Below are 17,717 nucleotides of genomic sequence, written 5' to 3'. Positions count from 1 at the left end.
GAGGCGGCTGGCGAAGACATTGCCGTACGTCGCTCTCGATTCTCTGTCGTTCCGCTCTTGCCTGCATCCCTCGGTGGGTCGAGAGAGGATGGTCGGGTGACGACGACTGATGAGAACGGCTTCCGGATCGAACGCGACACCATGGGCGAGGTACGGGTGCCGGCTGCGGCACTCTGGCGTGCCCAGACGCAGCGGGCGGTGGAGAACTTCCCGATCTCCGGCCGCGGCCTGGAGCCGTCCCACATCCGGGCGCTGGCCCGGATCAAGGGGGCGGCCGCCCGGGTCAACGCGAGCCTCGGCGTCCTGGAGAAGGATCTGGCCGAGTCGATCGCGACCGCCGCCGCGCACGTGGCCGGCGGCGGCTACGACGACCAGTTCCCGGTCGACGTCTTCCAGACCGGCTCCGGCACTTCGTCGAACATGAACGCCAACGAGGTCATCGCCACCCTGGCCGGCCGCGACCTGGGCCGCCCGGTGCATCCGAACGACCACGTCAACGCTTCGCAGTCGTCCAACGACGTCTTCCCGTCCTCGATCCACCTGGCCGCCACCGAGGCGGTCACCAAGGACCTGATCCCGGCCCTCGCGCATCTCGCGACCGTGCTGAGCGCGAAGTCCGCCGACTTCGCCGAGATCGTCAAGAGCGGGCGGACCCATCTGATGGACGCCACTCCGGTCACCCTGGGCCAGGAGTTCTCGGGGTACGCCCGTCAGGTCACCACCGGCGTCGAGCGCCTCCAGGCGACCCTGCCCCGGCTCGGTGAGCTGCCGCTCGGCGGCACCGCGGTCGGCACCGGGGTCAACACGCCGCCCGGGTTCGCCCCGGCGGTGATCCGGCTGCTGGCGGAGGAGACCGGCCTGCCGCTGACCGAGGCCCGCGACCACTTCGAGGCGCAGGGCGCCCGGGACGCGCTGGTCGAGGTCTCCGGGCAGCTGCGGGTGGTGGCAGCGGGCCTCTACAAGATCGCCAACGACATCCGCTGGATGGGCTCCGGGCCCCGGGCCGGCCTGCGCGAGCTGCGCCTGCCGGATCTGCAGCCCGGCTCGTCGATCATGCCGGGCAAGGTGAACCCGGTGGTGCCCGAGGCGGTCCGTCAGGTCGCCGCCCAGGTCATCGGCAACGACGCGACGGTGGCGTTCGCCGGCACCCAGGGCGACTTCGAGCTGAACGTGATGCTGCCCGTGATGGCCCGCAACGTGCTGGAGTCGATCCGGCTGCTGGCCGCGGTGTCCCGGCTGTTCGCCGACCGGTGCGTGGCGGGTCTGGAGGCGGACGAGGAGATCACCCGGGGGTACGCCGAGGGCTCCCCGTCGATCGTCACCCCGCTCAACCGCTACCTGGGGTACGACGAGGCCGCCGCGATCGCGAAGCAGGCCCTCGCCTCCGGCCGCTCGATCCGCGAGGTGGTGATCGATCGCGGCCACGTCGCCGGCGGCAAACTCACCGAGGAGCAGCTGGACACGGCGCTCGATGTGCTCCGAATGACCCGGCCATAGACGTTTCAGATGATTACCTCGGGATGTAAATAGATCGTCATTGACCTTGTCATGAGCGACGTTTCTCGATGGGATGCCTCCTAGTCACCTTTGGGAGGAGCGCGTTCCATGAGAAGACGCCTCATTGCCGGCGCCGTCGCCACCGCGACAGGTCTGGCGTTCTTTGCCACGCCACCCGGTTCCGCCAATGCGGAGCCGGGCAGCGCGGTCGACTACACGGTGGTGGCCGAGGAGGGGGTCTCCGGCGCGAAGGCGGCAGCCGCCATCGAGGCCGCCGGCGGCACCATCGTGAGCCGTAACGACGCTGTCGGCGTCTACCGGGTCAGCTCGGCCGACAGCCGGTTCCAGGCGAAGGCGACCGCCTCCGCCGACCTGATCGGGGCCACCGAGCGCAAGGCCGTCGGCCGTGCGCCCAAAGGCATCGAGAAGATCGACCTGTCCGGGGCGCGCGGCGGCAAGGGCGGTCACGGCGGCCCGGCGAAGATGGACCCGCTGGACTCCAAGCTGTGGGGCCTCACGCAGATCCGGGCCGACAAGGCGCGGAAGATCGAGTCCGGCGACCGCGGGGTCACCGTCGGCATCCTGGACACCGGCCTGGACGCCTCGAACCCGGACCTCGCGCCGCACTTCAGCGCCCGGCTGTCGCGCAACTTCGCGCCGGACATGACCGACGTCGACGGCCCCTGTGAGGTGGCCGGCTGTGTCGACCCGGTCGGCACCGACGACAACGGGCACGGCACCCACGTCGCCGGCACGATCGGCGCCGCGGTCAACGGGGTCGGCGTCTCCGGCGTCGCGCCGGACGTCACGCTGGTCGAGCTCAAGGGCGGCCAGGACTACGGCTACTTCTTCCTCGACCCGGTGGTCAACGCGCTCACCTACGCGGCCGACGCCGGCATCGACGTCGTCAACATGTCGTTCTACGTCGACCCGTGGCTCTACAACTGCACCGCGAACCCGGCCGACAGCCCCGAGGACCAGGCGGAGCAGCGGGCCATCATCGCCGGCATGAAGCGTGCCCTGGTGTACGCCCACCGCAAGGGCGTCACCCTGGTCGGCGCGCTCGGCAACAACCACGAGGACCTGGGCAAGCCGCGGACCGACGTCTCCAGCCCGGACTACGGCGGCACCCCGTACCCGCGTCCGATCGACAACAACACCTGCCTGGACCTGCCGGCCGAGGGCCCGCACGTCATCGGCGTCTCGTCGGTCGGGCCGTCGAAGAAGAAGTCCGACTTCTCGAACTACGGTCTCGAGCAGATCTCGGTCGCCGCGCCGGGCGGGTACGCCCGGGACTACTTCGGCACGCCCGAATTCAACAGCCCGGCCAACCGGATCCTCTCCACCTACCCGGTGAAGGTGCTGCGTGAGGAGGGCCTGGTGGACGAGGCCGGCAACATCCTGCCGGCCGGTGAGGGCCTGGTGTTCAAGGACTGCACCGCGGCCGGCAAGTGCGGGTACTACACGTACCTGCAGGGCACCTCGATGGCGGCGCCGCACGCCTCCGGTGTCGCCGCGCTGATCGTCAGCCGGTACGGCTACCCCGACCTGCGCCGGGGTGGCAAGACGCTGCTGCCCGACCTGGTCGAGAGGCAGCTCTACCGGACCGCCGCCGAGCAGTCCTGCCCGACGCCGCCGCTGGTGACCTACACCGACGAGGGCCGTACCCCGGAGTGGACCGCGCTCTGTGAGGGCACGAAGAAGTTCAACGGCTTCTACGGTCACGGCATCGTCGACGCCTACGCGGCGGTCGGCGGCCGCTGATCCCCGGCCGCCCCGTCCGTGTCCCACGGGCGGGGCGGCCGTCCCGTCGCCGCAGTCGGTACCCTTGTACGGTGACTCTGCGCTTGTATGACACCGCGACCCGATCGGTCCGGGACTTCGTCCCGATGACGCCCGGTCTGGCGGGGATCTACCTGTGTGGTGTCACCGTGCAGTCCGCACCCCATATCGGTCACCTCCGCTCCGCCGTGAACTACGACGTGCTGCGCCGCTGGCTGCTGCACACCGGGCTGGAGGTGACGTTCGTCCGCAACGTGACGGACGTGGACGACAAGATCCTGCAGAAGTCGCTGGACCAGAAGAAGCCGTGGTGGGCCATCGCCTACGAGAACCGGCTCCTGCTGGAGCGGGACTACGCCGCGCTCAACGTGCTGCCGCCCACCTACGAGCCGCTGGCGACCGGGCACATCACCGAGATGCACGACCTGATCCAGGACCTGATCGAACGCGGACACGCCTACCCCGGTGGCGGCGACTGCGCCGATGTGTACTTCGACGTCCTGTCGTACAAGGAATACGGCGCTCTCTCCGGTCAGAAGCCGGACGACATGCGCGACGCCGGCGACGCCCCGGTCCGCGACAAGCGCGACCACCGCGACTTCGCGCTGTGGAAGGGCGTGAAAGCGGACGAGCCGCAGGACGCCTACTGGCCGTCGCCGTGGGGCCGTGGCCGGCCCGGCTGGCACATCGAGTGCTCCGCGATGGCCCGGCGCTACCTGGGCGACGAGTTCGACATCCACGGCGGCGGGCTCGACCTCACCTTCCCGCACCACGAGAACGAGGTGGCCCAGTCGAAGGCGGCCGGTCTCGGCTTCGCCCGGTTCTGGGTGCACCACGCCCTGCTCAACCTGGGCGACTCCAAGATGAGCAAGTCGCTGGGCAACGTCATCGACCTGACCACCCTGGTCGAGGCCGGGATCCGGCCGGTGGAGCTGCGCTACTACCTGGGCAGCCCGCACTACCGCTCCCGGATCGACTACTCCGACGAGGCGCTGCGCGAGGCCGCCGTGGCCTACCGGCGGATCGAGGGCTTCGTGCAGCGGGCCGCCGAGGTGGTCGGCCCCGGCCGGCCCAAGCAGGTGCCGCCCGCCTTCGCCGAGGCGATGAACGACGACCTGAACACCTCGGCCGCGCTGGCGATCGTGCACGACACCGTGCGGGAGGGCAACACCGCCCTGGCCGCCGGGGACGAGCCGGCCATCCGGGGCGCGCTGACCGCGGTCCGGGCCATGCTCGGGGTGCTCGGCATCGACCCGTTCGACGCGAAATGGGACGGCGGCGAGGGTGGCAACGACCTGAAGCCGGTGGTCGACTCGCTCGTCGCCCTGGCACTGGAACAGCGGGCCCAGGCCCGCGCACGTAAGGACTGGGCGGCCGCCGACTCGGTGCGCGACCAGCTCAAGAACGCGGGTATTCAGGTGGAGGACACTCCGGCCGGGCCGCGATGGACGGTAGGAGAACAGCACTGATGCCGGGCAATTCCTTCAACGCGAGCAAGCGTACGACCTCCAAGAAGGGCGCCGCGGCCGGTTCCGGCGGCAAGAACAAGGCCGGGCTCAAGGGTCGCGGCAAGACCCTGCCCGCCGACGAGCGCCCCTGGCACAAGGGTTACTCGGGCACCGAGAAACTGCCCGAGAAGACCGCCCGTAAGCAGGACAAGGAGCGCCGGGCCGCAGCCGCCGAGGGCCGCGCGCCCAAGGTCGGCCAGCCTGGCACCAAGGACACCACCTGGGGTCGTGGCGGTGGCCGGGCCCCCGGGCTGACCCGGACCCAGTCCTCTCGTGGCGGTGTCCGCGGTGGTGGCCCGCGTGGTCCCCGGGTCGCGCCCGGGCGCCGCTCCAACCCCACCAAGGAAGGCCCCGAGCTGCTGCTCGGCCGCAACCCGGTGGTCGAGGCGCTGCGTGCCCTGGTCCCGGCCACGGCGCTCTACGTGGCGCAGGGCATCGACATCGACGAGCGGATCACCGAGATCGTCCGGACCTCCGGCGACCGGGGCATCCCGATCCTGGAGATCAGCCGCAACGAGCTGGACCGGATGACCGGCGGTGTGCTGCACCAGGGTGTCGGCCTGCAGGTCCCGCCGTTCGCGTACGAGGATTTCGACGACCTTCTCAGCGCCGCGCTCGAGCAGACCGCGCCGTTGCTGGTCGCCCTCGACGGCATCACCGACCCGCGCAACGTGGGCGCGGTGATCCGGTCGGTGGCCGCCTTCGGTGGGCACGGCGTCTTCATGACCGAGCGCCGGGCCGCCGGCATCACCGCGACCGCGTGGCGCACCAGCGCCGGCGCGGCCGCCCGGGTGCCGGTCTCCCAGGTGGTCAACCTGACCCGGGCGATCAAGCAGGCGCAGAAGGCCGGCTTCACCGCGATCGGCCTGGACGCCGACGGCGAGACCGACCTCTACCAGCTGGAGGCCGCGATCGGGCCGCTGATCGTGGTGGTCGGCTCGGAGGGCCGTGGGCTGTCCCGGCTCGTCGGCGAGACGTGTGACCTGCGGGTCGGCATCCCGATGGCCTCCGACGTGGAGTCGCTGAACGCGAGCGTGGCGGCCGCGGTCACCCTGGCCGAGGTGAGCCGCCGCCGCCTGCACGGCTGACCTGTTCAGTAATACGCCCGTAAACGGTTGCCGTCGGTGAGGAACAGCCGGCCGTCGGCGACCGTGGGCGGATAGTTCTCGCTGCTCGGCATCCCGTCCGCGACCGCCCGGCCGGTCGCGGCGTCGACGATCGACAGCGGATGGTCCAGGCCGGACGGGCTGTACAACAGCCCGCCCGCCCGGACCGGCTGCCCTGCGGTGTCCGGCAGGTGCACCGACCACAGCCGCTTGCCGGTCTTCGCGTCAAGGCACACGACGGTGCGCTGGCGCGGGTAGTAGACGTGCTCGTCGTCGGCGGTGACCGACGGCGACGGCCAGGGCGACATCCAGGCGATGTTGCCGTTCGCCGAGTCGATGGCGGTCAGCCCACCGTGGCGCCCGCCGACGTAGAACCGTGAGCCGGCCGGGTTGCTGCCGACCGCGTACCAATCCTCCCGGGTGCTCCAGAGCGTGCCGCCGGTCTTGATGTCGACCGCCCGGGAGCCCTCACCCTCGGTCCGCAGCAGGATCCGGCCCTGTGCCGAGAGCAGTCCGTCGCCACGGGTGCCGAACAGCTTCCACATCCGGGCGCCGGTGGTCAGCCGGTGCGCGACGGTGGACGCCTCGAAATCGGGGCGGCTGTCCACCACCACCACACCGCGGTCCACGATCATGTCCTGGGACGGCACGGTCAGCGGCACCTCCCAGATCCGGGCGCCGGTGGTGGCGTTGAACGCGGTCAGGAAGCTGTGCTGGCCGTCGCAGGCGTAGGAGAGAGTGACCAGTACGCCGCCGGCCACCGCCATCCGGGTGACGCCGCGGCGATTCAGCGCGGCGTGCCAGCGGCGGGCGCCGGTCGCCGGATCGTACGCGCCGACGCCCCCAGGGTCGCTGGTGTAGACGTAGCCGTACCCGACCAGCGGCTCCCGGCCGACCTCACACTCCGGGGCGCCATGCGTGGCGATCTCCCATCGACGGCTGATCTTGCCGACCGAGGCCGCGGTCAGGCGGTTCTCGTAGGGGTTGTAGAAGGTCAGGCCGGGCCCGTACCCGGTCTGGGTCCACTGCGAGGCCGGAACGGGAGCGGGCGGAGTGGGCAGCCCGAGGACCACCGTCAACGCGGTTATCAGGAAGGAGTTCACGCAAGATCAACGAGTGGAGCCCCTGTTCGGCCTCGAGCCGTCAGCCGATCCAGAGCGAATCAACGGGCAACACCGAAGTGCCGTCCTCGTGGTTGTAGGCGAGAGGGCCCGTGTAGAAGACGACAGTCGCGCACCGATGCGGGCGCGCAGCGCTCGAATGCCGGCCGGATCGCATCGGATCGACCCTCGTCCCCGCCTTGACCTCAACCGCGATGACCGTTCCATCGTCGCGTTCCGATACCAGATCGACCTCCTCGGCCGCAGCGGTACGGAAACGCCCGACGGCAACCGGTGCATCCCACCAGCTCGCCTGTCTTCCGTATCTTGTAGGCGCCTTGTTCCGCGTCTGGGCGCACTCGGTGCACGGGCACGGGGCTCTCGCGCCATGCATGGGCGCTGTAGAAGGGTGCTGGTGCGAGCTTCGGGCTCATCCTGCCCGTGGCTCCGGATGCGAGCCCGCGCAGGACGAGGGGCCTGTGGAGCCCCCGGTCGGGATCGAACCGACGACCTCCCGTTTACAAGACGGGTGCTCTGGCCAGCTGAGCTACAGGGGCGAACGGCCCCCAGCATAACGTCCCGTTATGCGATCGCCATCTTGGCAGGGCGACCGAAAACAAATACGGTTGCCGGGCAGTTCCTTCTACTCGGATCGTCCGGCACGTTCCTGCCGGTGGAAAGGAAGTCGTTTCACCATGGCTACCGTCACTTACGACAAGGCATCCCGGATCTACCCGGGCTCCGAGCGCCCCGCGGTCAACGAGCTCCAGCTCGAGATCGGCGACGGAGAGTTCCTGGTCCTGGTCGGCCCCTCCGGTTGTGGCAAGTCCACCAGCCTGCGCATGCTCGCCGGCCTGGAGGACGTGGACCGCGGCCGCATCCTCATCAACGACAAGGACGTCACGCACCTCCCGCCGAAGTCCCGTGACATCGCGATGGTGTTCCAGAACTACGCTCTCTACCCGCACATGACGGTGTACGAGAACATGGCGTTCGCCCTGAAGCTGCGCAAGACCCCGAAGGCGGAGATCGACCGCGCCGTCAAGGAAGCCGCCGGCCTGCTGCAGCTGGAGGAATACCTCAGCCGTAAGCCGAAGGCGCTCTCCGGTGGTCAGCGTCAGCGTGTCGCCATGGGCCGCGCCATCGTGCGCCAGCCGCAGGTGTTCCTCATGGACGAGCCGCTGTCGAACCTCGACGCCAAGCTCCGTGTGCAGACCCGTTCGCAGATCGCCTCGCTGCAGGCCAAGCTGGGCGTCACCACCGTCTACGTCACCCACGACCAGGTCGAGGCCATGACCATGGGTCACCGGGTCGCGGTCATGCTGGACGGCGTGCTGCAGCAGGTGGACACCCCGCGGGCGCTGTACGACACCCCCGGCAACGTCTTCGTCGCCGGCTTCATGGGCTCCCCGGCCATGAACATCAAGACCGTTCCGCTGAACGAGGACGGCGGCCACTTCGGCTCGCTGACCATTCCGCTCACCCGTGAGCAGGTGGCCGCGGCCCGCGAGGGTGGCGACGGCAAGGTCACCATCGGTTTCCGGCCGGAGGCCGCCGAGGTCGTCAGCGAGTCGCCGGACGCCCTCCCGATCGTCGTCGACCTGGTCGAGGACCTCGGCTCGGACGCGAACGTCTACGGCCACGCGAACCTGCCGGGCGGTTCGGAGCGGTTCGTGGTCCGGACCGAGCGCCGCTACATGCCGCACATGGGCGAGACGGTCTTCATCCGGCCGCAGACCAGCGCGCTGCACGTCTTCAACGCCGGCAGCGGTTTCCGGATCTGAAGCTGAAACAGAAGCGGCCCCCCTTCCGGTGGAAGGGGGGCCGCTTCTGTCGTCGGGTCAGCCGGCGAACGAGTAGACGACGTATTGCTCGCCGGTCGCGCAGGCCACCACCGAGGTGTTCCAGGAACAGGTGCCCGAGCGGACGTCCCGCATCAGGCTGAGCTCGACCGGCTTGTCGCCGAGGTGCACGCCGGACAGCGCCGGGTCCGCCACCGCGCTGGTCAGCCGGGTGGAGAACCGGAGCACATTGGTGGCGTCCAACCGGACCGCGACGCCCTGCCAGGTCCAGGCGGGTTTCCCGTCGAGGAACAGGGTGCTGTCCTCGCCGGTGTCGGCCAGCAGGCCCTGGTCACCGACGGCGACGAGGCTGTCGACGTTCGGGGCGTCCGCGTTCCAGGCGCCCTCGCCGCCGACGGCGTACACCCGGGCTGCCTTCCTGTCGTACCCCGGTGTCTGAATGAAGCAGAGCAGCTTGCCGCACGGCACGAGCCAGTCGATGTCGTCGGTCGAGCCGGCGCTGTGCACGGTGCCCGGGTTGGCGCCGAGGTTCGCCAGGTCGTACTCGAAGATCCGTTTGGTGGTCCCGGTCTCCAGCACGAACAACCGGCCGTCGTAGGCGACGGCCTTCTCGCTGGTGGAGGCCACGTCCTTACGTTCCTGCAGGACCTTGCCGGAGTCGATGTCGCGGATCTTGACGGTACGGTCGCTGTCGAACTGGACGATCCGCTCGTCATCGCTTAGATCGGGGGCCAAAAGCCGTCCCGCGACGCCGGCCGGCCCGGTCAGATCCTTCGGCGTCAGCACCGGGCGGATCACGGTGCCGTCCGGGTCGGTGTCCTGCCACTTCTCGGCGCCGTCGGTGAGGCCGAGGCCGACGAGCCGCTCACCCGCCCGGTCCGACCAGACCGCGGTCTCCGCGCCGAGCAGCACCTCGTCGTAGTGGTCGAGTTTCTTCTCCCAGAGCAGGTCGCCGTTCTCGGCGCTCAGCACCACCACCTTCTTGCTCGGCGGGGTGGTGAGCGAGTCGGTCCCGGAGAAGAACGCCACGACCGACGGCGTCACCGTCATCGACTCCCAGAACTTCGCCGTCCCGGCGCTCCGCTGCCACAACGTCTCGTCGCCGCGGCCGGTGTCGGCGGCGACCACGTGCAGTTCGCCCGTGTCGTCGGCGCTGGCGAAGTAGGCCCGGTCCCCGATCACCTCGGCGTCGACGAAAGCCGAGGTGATCGGCGTCTGCGGGGTGATCGTCTTGATCCGCTCGACGGTGTGGAAGTCCAGGGCCGGGTAGCGCGGCCAGAGGTACACCGTTCCCGCCACGGCCGCGACGGCGACCACCAGGCCGGCCGCCACCAGAGCGGTGAGCCGGCGACGAGGGCGAGACTTCGTGGTGGGGTCGGGTTCGGTGGCGCCGAGCACGGTCCAGGTGGCGCCCGGGTTCGGCGGGGGCGCCTCGTAGCTGGGCTTCCCGCCGGCGGCGATCGACTCGGCCTCGGCGGCGGCCCACGGATCGACCGGTGCCGCGTACTGCAGGTCGACCTTGCTCGTCGGCTCGTCCCCGGCATCGACGTCGGGCGGCGGCTCCGACACGGTCGCATCCTGGTCTCCTGGATCCGCCATGTCCTCGCCTCTCTCCACCGTCCCGGCCCGTCATGCTACCGACTCACCGATCGATGATCAGTCCACCGAGCGACCGGGCGGCTGCCGGAAAACAGTGCCGGGCCGCGATACATCAGTGGATATCGTGGCGGCATGCGCATCGAACGGGTAACCGCCGAGGCCGACGTCCATCGCGCGGCGGATCTCTTCGACACCCCACCCCTCGAGGCGGCGACCCGGCGTTTCCTCTCCGATCCCACCCACCATCTGCTGCTCGCCTACGACGACGCGGACCGCCCGATCGGCATGGTCACCGGCGTGGAGACCACCCACCCCGACAAGGGCACCGAGATGTTCCTGTACGAGCTCGGCGTCGCGCCCGTCGCCCGGCTGCGGGGCGTCGGCGCGGCCCTGGTCGAGGCGCTCGCCGACCTGGCCCGCGGGAAGGGGTGTTACGGCATGTGGGTGGCGACCGACGCGGACAACGAGGCGGCCCTCGCGACCTACCGCAGGGCCGGGGCTGCCGAGGAGATGTCCTTCACCATGCTGTCCTGGGACTTCTAGCGTGTGTATTTCGGGCGCGCATAGCGGCCGAAATACACACGCTGTTGGTCAGGACGGGACGAGTGTCGGCGGGCGGTCCGAGGCGGGCCAGACGTACGCCAGATCGGCGGGAACGTCATCGCCGAACACCGGCCGGTAGAACGCCGGATCCTTGCGCACCAGCGCCGACCGGTGGCTCAGATGCAGGGCCGGATCGCCGAGCCAGGGCGGGAGATGACCGGCCTCGCCGAGCGCCTGCTGCGAACGGATCACCGCGATGCCGGCCGTCGTCCGGACATCAGCGCGCAGCGTGTCCGCGCAGGTGTCGGCGTTGCCGGCGTCGACCCAGACCGCGCACATGTCCAACCCGTACCGGACCAGGGCCTCCTCGTACCCGTGCCACATCTTGACCGCGGGGTGGTGCCGCCAGCCGTACCCTGGGACCGTCAGCCCGCGCAGCACCTGAATCGTCTCGACCCGCTGCTTGCCGAGCCGCTTGGTGTCCAGCGACCGTGCACTGACCAGAAAATCCGGATCCGGCAGAAACGTCTGCATCCCCGAATTGTCCGCGTCTTCCCGGCATCCGGCCACGTAATCGCTCAGCCGTCGTAGACGGGACCGTCGTTCACCACGTACCCGTCATAGGAGCTGATCCGGGTGATCGCGAGACCGTCGCGGAGGACCAGTTGCAGGCCGTGCTCGATTTCCCAGGAGCATTCGCACCCGATCGCCGAACGTGACGTGGTCCCACACCTGCTCCGGCCCGGGGATCGTCTCGTACTCCCAGCCTTCCTCGTCGAAGTGGGCGACGGTGTCCCGGTAGTACTCGTAGGCAGCCGGCGCCGCGGCGGCCAGTGTGTCCTCACGCAGCGCGAGGAAGGCCGCGACCGCCCGGTGGACGGTGCCGGCATCGGCGCTGTACGCCGCGTGGTCACTCAGGGCGAAGGAGCATTCCGCGCCGCCGAAGAGCGGCACCGGCACCGGTTCGCTGCGGTGTTCGCCTTCGTCGTCGAGCGTGAGCACGCCGGCGCCGGGGATGTGCATGGGTACAGGCTATTTCCCGGACGTGCGCGAGCGCGCGCCGCGTGGACGTCGCGGCGCGCGCTCGTTGAGGGACGGCTACTGCTTGTCGCGGGGGACGAAACCGTCGACGGGCTCCTCGTGGAGGCGCGGGTCGTCGGCGTGCTTCGGCTTCTGGGCGCCGGCGAAGCCGCCGGGGGCGGACGGCAGGCCCGGCGTGGCCGGGGTGGCGCTGCCGCCGGTGGTCGCCGGGGTGCTCGGCGCGTCCGTGGCCGGGCCGTCGGTGGTCGCCGGCTCGGAGGACGGGGCGTCGGCGGTGGGGGCGTCAGCGGTGGGAGCGCCGGCGGTGGGGGCGTCGGCGGACGAAGCCGAGGTGGACGGGGCGGGCGTGGACGGGGCCGGGGAGGCCGAAGCCGCCGGGGCCGTGTCGTCGTCCGGGGTGGGCTTGGCGGAACGGGCCACCGCCCACACCGGCTCGCCGCCGATCGGCATGCCGGAGTACTCGCTCTGCACGTCGGCGATCTGGTCGGCGATCACCGGCAGGGCGCCGGCGAGGCCGCCGAGCAGCGGGTACTCGGACTGCTTGCTCTCCAGGCGCGGGGCGATCGGGCGCTCGTCCGGGGAGGGCGTACGGGTGCCCGGGGCGACCGGGACGAACCCGACAGCGGACGGCCCGGACGGGGTGAGGCCGCTGAGCCGGCCGACGAGGCCGTCCACCGGCAGGTTCACCACGCGCATGTCCTGGCCGGCCAGCGGCATCGGCACGCCGTAGACCGGCACCCCGCCGAGCGCGCCGGCCGGGGCCTGGGCGCTGCGCGGGAAGGTACGGATCACGTCGGCGGCGGGCACGAGCGTACGGTCGGCCGCCTTGCCGCTCGTGGTCGTCTTCCCGGGGCTGGTCTTCTCGACGGTGGCGCCGTTGCGGACCACGTCGTTGCGCTGGCCCAGCTGGAGCAGGGCCCGGTCGCGGCCCGGTTCCAGTTGCAGCATCGGCTGGCCGCTGAGCGGGTCGGCGGCGAGCGGGGTTCCCATCCGCCAGTCGTTGGTCGGTTCCAACGCGTATCCGAGGGCGGTGCTGAGGGCGCCCGGCGCGTTTCCGGGTGCGGGTTCGACGTCCGCCTGAGCGGGCGCCGCGGTGAGGAGCAGGACTCCGCCGGCGATGGCTCCGGCACACCACAACTTGCGCACTGATCTTCTCCTGGCCACATCGGACGATGGGTTCGGTCGATACCCACCAAGTCGGACATAAGGTGTCGGATGGGGCAACGAGCGTTCCCACGAGGCGGTTTCGGTTGACTACGATTCGTGAACGTGAGTGCCGTGCCGGTAGAGAAGATCCACAACCGTTCAGAGTCCGAAGAGGACACCCGGCCTCACCTGGTGTTGTGCGGGGCCGATGCGCTGGTCTTCACCCTCGCCGAGGAACTCGCCAACTCCCACCATCGGATCCGCATCACCGTGATCACTCCGCAGCGGATCCGGCCGGACGTGCCGGACATCGCGTCGCTCGCGGAACGGGGCGTGGTGTGGCGCAAGGCCGACCGGCTGGACGAGCGGACCTTCCGGGACGCGGGCCTGGCCGGGGCCGCCGCGCTCGCCCTGGTGATGCCGGACGACGTGGTCAACCTGCACGCCGCGCTCTGCGCCCGCGAGGTCGAGGAGGACCTCCGGGTGGTGGTCCGGATGTTCAACACCGCCCTCGGCAAGAGCGTGACCAGGCTCTTCCCGGACTGTGCGGTGCTGTCGGACGCCGAGATGGCCGCTCCCGCCTTCGTCGCGGCGGCGCTCGGAGAGGTCGCGCCCACCCACTTCCGCCACTCCGGCCGTACCCTCTATGTCGCCCACCGCTCCGACGTCCCCGAGCGACTGGTCGTGGCCACCCTGACCACCTCCGACGCGGACGGTGAGGTGACCGCCCTGCCCGCCGAGCCGCAGCCGTCGGAGGCGAAGCCGTCCGACCTCGTGCTCGCCGAGGCCGCCGGCCGGCCCGCCGGGGAGGACGTGACCCGGCGTCTGCTCGCCCGGGCCGGGCGCCGCCGCCGGCCGCTGCACGCGATCGGGCGGGCGCTGCGGGCCGCGCTCAGCCGCAAGCTCGGCATCGCGGTGCTGATCACGCTGGCCACCACGCTGCTGGCCGGCCTGGTGCTGGCGAAGTTCGACAAGGACCGGCACGGGCTCTGGGAGTCCATCTACATGACATTGCTGACCGCGGTCGGCTCGGCCGATGTGGAGATCGGCCGCGACCCGGTCGCACAGGCCGCACAGTTGGTGCTGACCATCGCCGGGCTGGCGCTGATCCCGCTGATCACGGCAGCGGTGGTGGACGGCATGGTGAACGCGCGGCTCGCGCTCACCCAGGGCCGGATCGCCGGCACGCTACGCGACCACATCGTGCTGGTCGGGCTCGGCAACGTCGGCACGCAGGTGCTGCGGCAGCTCACCGACCTGGGCGTACGCGTCGTCGCGATCGACCGGGTGGCCGACGCCCGCGGGGTGAAGAGCGCGCAGAAACGCGGCGTGCCGGTGATCGTCGGAGACGCCGCAGCCCCGCAGACACTCCAGGCCGCCTCGATCGACACGTGCCGGGCGCTGGTCGTGCTCTCCACCGACGACCGGGTGAACCTGCAGGCCGCCCTGCAGTCCCGGGTCACCCACGAGGACCTGCGGGTGGTGCTGCGGCTGTTCGACGACGACTTCGCGCAGCGCGTCGAATCAGCCTTCCAGATCAACACCTCACGCAGCGTGTCCCGGATCTGCGCCCCGGTCTTCGCCGCCGCCCTGCTGGAACGCGACGTGCACGCCACCATCCCGGTGGACCGGCACTCGGTGCTGGTCGCCACGGTCACCGTCGCGGCACTGTCCCCTCTGGACGGCGCGCCGCTGGAACACGCCGACCATCCCGGCGAGGCGCGGGTGGTCGGCATGTCGGCATCCGGCGAGGAATGGCTCGACTGGGGGCCGGATCCGCGCCGGGTGCTCGCCGAGGGCGACCGCATCCTGGTCGTCGCCCGCCGGGCCGGGCTGCGGGCCCTCGTCGAGCTGGCCAGCCCGCCGCTAGGCGGTCCCGGTCAGTGACTCGGCCTCGACGCCCAGCACGGCCTGCTCGTCCGGCTTGTTGACGAGCACGTCGGTGAGATAGCTCTGCACGGCCGGGCCCATCCCGACGTCCCGGCCGGCTTTCTCGGACAGCAGCCACTTGTGCTGGATGATCTGCGAGAAGATCTCCTGCGGCTCCAGCTTGCGGCGCATGTTCGCCGGGACCGCGCGGACCACCGGCTCGAACACCTCGGTCAGCCAGCGGTGCGCGGCCTGCTGCTCGTCCTTCAGGTGGCTCTCCGCCCTATACGCGTCGAGGTCGTTGAGGAGCTGGCGGGCCTGGTTCTCCTCAGCGTCCAGGCCGGTCAGCCGCATCAGGCGGCGGGTGTGGTAACCGGCGTCGACGACCTTGGGGCGTACCAGATAACCGCCGTCGTCCGACGTGGACATGGACACCTCGGCGACGTCGAAGCCGAGATCGTTGAGCCGCCGGATCCGCCGCTCGATGTGGTGCCGGGAGTCCCGTGACACCTCCTGCTCGTACGTGACCTCGTGCCAGAGCCGGTCGTAACGCGCCACGATGTCGTCGACCACCACCTCCGGGTCGATCGACTCGTGCAGCAGCTCGGCGGCCTGCAGGTCCAGGCACTCCCCGAAGATGTTCAGCCGCAGGATCTCGATGTCCTCGCTGCGCTGCCCCTCGGACAGTTTCGGATAGAGGTTGCCGGTCTCGGCGTCCACCAGATAGGCGGCGAAGGCGCCCGCGTCCCGCCGGAACAGCGTGTTCGACAGCGAGCAGTCGCCCCACGAGAAACCGGTCAGGTGCATCCGCACGACCAGGGCGGCCAGCGCGTCGAGCAGCCGGTTCATCGTGTCCGGCCGCAACACCCGGGAGAACAGGGCCCGGTACGGCAGGGAGAACTGCAGGTGCCGGGTGACCAGGACGGTCTCCAGCGGCTCCCCGTCCGGGGTGAACCGGTCGGTGGCGATGGCGACCGCCTGCACGGCCGGGAAGTCGATCCGCTCCAGGGCGCGGAGCAGGTTGTACTCCCTCTCGGCGATCCGCTCGCGGGTCTCCTTCATCGCGTAGACGACGCCGTTGAGCTTGACGAACCGGACGATGTGCCGCGAGATGCCCTGGGGTAGCGCGACCAGGTGATCGGCCGGCCAGTCCTCCAGCGGGATGTGCCACGGCAGGTCCAGCAGCGCGGGGTCGATGAGGGCGGAGGTGATGCGCACGGACTCAAGTGTGCCGGGTTCTTCGGCGCGTCGTGGCCGGAGGTGGCTCGTTACACAGGTGCGAAACGGCCCACGACGTACGGGAGTGGCATGCGACGCAAGACAGGCATCGTCATCGGAACGTGCGCCGCGCTGGCCCTGGCCGGTATGGCCGGGGTGGTGGCGTCGGCGGGAACCGATGACGGCCCGGCCGAAAGCACCCGGCCCGCGGCGGCTCCGGTCGCGCGGACCCCGGTCGCCGAGCACGGGGTCGCCGCGACATCGCCCGCCGCGCGCCGAGCCGCCCCACGAACCACGGCGGCATCACCGGTACCGTCTTTGACGAAAGCCTCGCCGTCCCCCTCGGTCACATCGTCCGCACCGGACGTCGAACCACGCGAAACAGCATCTAACCGGCCGATCGAGTCGGCAACCACCCCCGGCAGCGGGCGGGAACGGATCGGCCGGCTGTTCGACGTCGACAAGCTGCTCGGATACCTGGCCGGGCCGCAGCGGCAGGAGTTCGCCTACCCCGGCGCGTCCTATGTGAAGCTGCACTTCGACCGGCTCGCCATGCTGCCCGGCGACTACGTGACGGTGTCGAACCCGGCGGGCACCGAGTCGTACCGCTACGAGAGCGACGCCGACGGCCGCTGGGCCATGTCGATCACCGGTGACACCGCCGTCGTCGAAGTGCACCGCCAGGTCAACCCGCTCGGCGCCGCAGACGTCCTCGGCAGCCTCGGGATCGGTGTGGACAAGGTCGCCCGTGGTGACTCACGCGAGGTGCTGCAGCGGCGGCAGGAATCGGCGAAGCACCGGCAACCGGCCGGCCCCGGCCGGGAGGAGTCGGTCTGCGGCAGTGACACCTCCACCGACGCGGTCTGCTACGAGTCGAGCGACCCGGTCGCCTACACCAAGTCGAAGGCGATCGCCCGGCTGCTGATCAACGGCACCGAGCTGTGCACCGGCTGGCGGGTCGGCGCCAAGAACCGCATGATCACCAACAACCACTGCCTGACGACCTCGGACGAGGCGTACGACACCGAGGTCTGGTTCAACTACCAGTGCGCCAAGTGCGGCGGGTTCGACGTCTTCAAGCCCACCAAGGTGTGGGGCGACCAGGTGCTGAGCACGGACAAGACGTACGACTACACGCTCTTCACCGTCGACGGCTTCGAGTCGGTGCAGAAGTTCGGCTACCTCACCCTGGACGCTGCCCGCCCGCGCCGGGGCCAGGCGCTCTACGTGCCGCAGCACCCCGCCGGGGAGCCGGCCCGGATCGCCGGCAGCCAGGGCGAGGCGGCCGGCAACTGCGCGGTCGACAACCCCGACTACACGGGGTACGCGGCCCACTCCGACGTCTCGTACTTCTGCGACACCGCGGGCGGGTCGTCCGGATCGCCGGTCATCTCCCGGGCCACCAACAAGGTGGTGGCGCTGCACCACTTCGGCGGCTGCCCCAACTCCGGGGTGCGCGGCGATCTGCTGGCGACGCGGTTGCGCGCGTACCTCTAGTTTTGTAGG

Annotated in this window: 13 protein-coding genes, 1 tRNA gene and 1 pseudogene; 8 read left to right on the top strand and 7 right to left on the bottom strand. The window is 70.5% G+C overall.

Annotated features, from left to right (window positions below):
• Positions 1 to 96: 96 nt before the first annotated feature.
• From ACZ3II_RS03710 to rlmB, 4 genes are all read left to right on the top strand, one after another.
• The gene (locus ACZ3II_RS03710) at positions 97 to 1,497 is read left to right on the top strand and encodes a class II fumarate hydratase (RefSeq protein WP_465516058.1); all 1,401 of its coding nucleotides are present in this window, start codon (positions 97 to 99) and stop codon (positions 1,495 to 1,497) included.
• Between the two features lie 108 nt (positions 1,498 to 1,605).
• The gene (locus tag ACZ3II_RS03705) at positions 1,606 to 3,261 is read left to right on the top strand and encodes a S8 family serine peptidase (protein ID WP_465516057.1); all 1,656 of its coding nucleotides are present in this window, start codon (positions 1,606 to 1,608) and stop codon (positions 3,259 to 3,261) included.
• 71 nt (positions 3,262 to 3,332) lie between these two features.
• Positions 3,333 to 4,748, top strand: coding sequence for a cysteine--tRNA ligase (gene cysS, locus ACZ3II_RS03700; RefSeq protein WP_465516056.1), 1,416 nt, complete (start codon positions 3,333 to 3,335; stop codon positions 4,746 to 4,748).
• Complete coding sequence (rlmB, locus tag ACZ3II_RS03695) at positions 4,748 to 5,875, top strand: 23S rRNA (guanosine(2251)-2'-O)-methyltransferase RlmB (protein ID WP_465516055.1); 1,128 nt, start codon at positions 4,748 to 4,750, stop codon at positions 5,873 to 5,875. The genes cysS and rlmB overlap by 1 nt, the downstream gene beginning before the upstream one ends.
• Positions 5,876 to 5,880: 5 nt before the next feature.
• Here the strand turns inward: rlmB and ACZ3II_RS03690 are convergent, their stop codons facing one another.
• Entirely contained in the window at positions 5,881 to 6,996 is a 1,116-nt protein-coding gene (locus ACZ3II_RS03690) for a PQQ-binding-like beta-propeller repeat protein (RefSeq protein ID WP_465516054.1), read from the bottom strand.
• Between the two features lie 477 nt (positions 6,997 to 7,473).
• Positions 7,474 to 7,550 (bottom strand) — tRNA-Thr (locus tag ACZ3II_RS03685).
• Between the two features lie 138 nt (positions 7,551 to 7,688).
• On the opposite strand from ACZ3II_RS03685, the gene ACZ3II_RS03680 reads away from it, so the two are divergent.
• Complete coding sequence (locus ACZ3II_RS03680; RefSeq protein ID WP_465516053.1) at positions 7,689 to 8,777, top strand: ABC transporter ATP-binding protein; 1,089 nt, start codon at positions 7,689 to 7,691, stop codon at positions 8,775 to 8,777.
• A gap of 57 nt (positions 8,778 to 8,834) precedes the next feature.
• On the opposite strand, the gene ACZ3II_RS03675 is transcribed toward ACZ3II_RS03680, so the two are convergent.
• Entirely contained in the window at positions 8,835 to 10,394 is a 1,560-nt protein-coding gene (locus tag ACZ3II_RS03675; RefSeq protein WP_465516052.1) for an outer membrane protein assembly factor BamB family protein, read from the bottom strand.
• Positions 10,395 to 10,526: 132 nt separating this feature from the next.
• Between ACZ3II_RS03675 and ACZ3II_RS03670 the strand changes: the two genes are divergently transcribed.
• Positions 10,527 to 10,937, top strand: coding sequence for a GNAT family N-acetyltransferase (locus ACZ3II_RS03670; RefSeq protein ID WP_465516051.1), 411 nt, complete (start codon positions 10,527 to 10,529; stop codon positions 10,935 to 10,937).
• 48 nt (positions 10,938 to 10,985) lie between these two features.
• Here the strand turns inward: ACZ3II_RS03670 and ACZ3II_RS03665 are convergent, their stop codons facing one another.
• From ACZ3II_RS03665 to ACZ3II_RS03655, 3 genes and pseudogenes are all read right to left on the bottom strand, one after another.
• Positions 10,986 to 11,471, bottom strand: coding sequence for an MSMEG_6728 family protein (locus ACZ3II_RS03665; RefSeq protein ID WP_465516050.1), 486 nt, complete (start codon positions 11,469 to 11,471; stop codon positions 10,986 to 10,988).
• A 44-nt stretch (positions 11,472 to 11,515) separates the two neighbouring features.
• A pseudogene (locus ACZ3II_RS03660) lies at positions 11,516 to 11,960 on the bottom strand (DUF6985 domain-containing protein).
• A 75-nt stretch (positions 11,961 to 12,035) separates the two neighbouring features.
• On the bottom strand, positions 12,036 to 13,124 hold the full coding sequence (locus ACZ3II_RS03655; protein WP_465516049.1) for a hypothetical protein: 1,089 nt from the start codon (positions 13,122 to 13,124) through the stop codon (positions 12,036 to 12,038).
• Positions 13,125 to 13,247: 123 nt separating this feature from the next.
• Between ACZ3II_RS03655 and ACZ3II_RS03650 the strand changes: the two genes are divergently transcribed.
• A complete protein-coding gene (locus ACZ3II_RS03650; protein WP_465516048.1) occupies positions 13,248 to 15,011 on the top strand; it encodes an NAD-binding protein in 1,764 nt (587 codons plus the stop codon).
• Here ACZ3II_RS03650 and ACZ3II_RS03645 read toward each other — a convergent pair.
• Complete coding sequence (locus ACZ3II_RS03645) at positions 14,991 to 16,211, bottom strand: DUF4032 domain-containing protein (RefSeq protein WP_465516047.1); 1,221 nt, start codon at positions 16,209 to 16,211, stop codon at positions 14,991 to 14,993. The genes ACZ3II_RS03650 and ACZ3II_RS03645 overlap by 21 nt on opposite strands.
• A gap of 90 nt (positions 16,212 to 16,301) precedes the next feature.
• On the opposite strand from ACZ3II_RS03645, the gene ACZ3II_RS03640 reads away from it, so the two are divergent.
• Positions 16,302 to 17,708: a trypsin-like serine peptidase gene (locus ACZ3II_RS03640; protein ID WP_465516046.1), complete on the top strand. Its 1,407-nt coding sequence runs from the start codon at positions 16,302 to 16,304 to the stop codon at positions 17,706 to 17,708.
• Positions 17,709 to 17,717: the final 9 nt, after the last annotated feature.

The organism is Actinoplanes sp. NPDC019969 (genome assembly GCF_055562375.1).
This window is presented reverse-complemented; position numbering and strand designations above follow the sequence as displayed.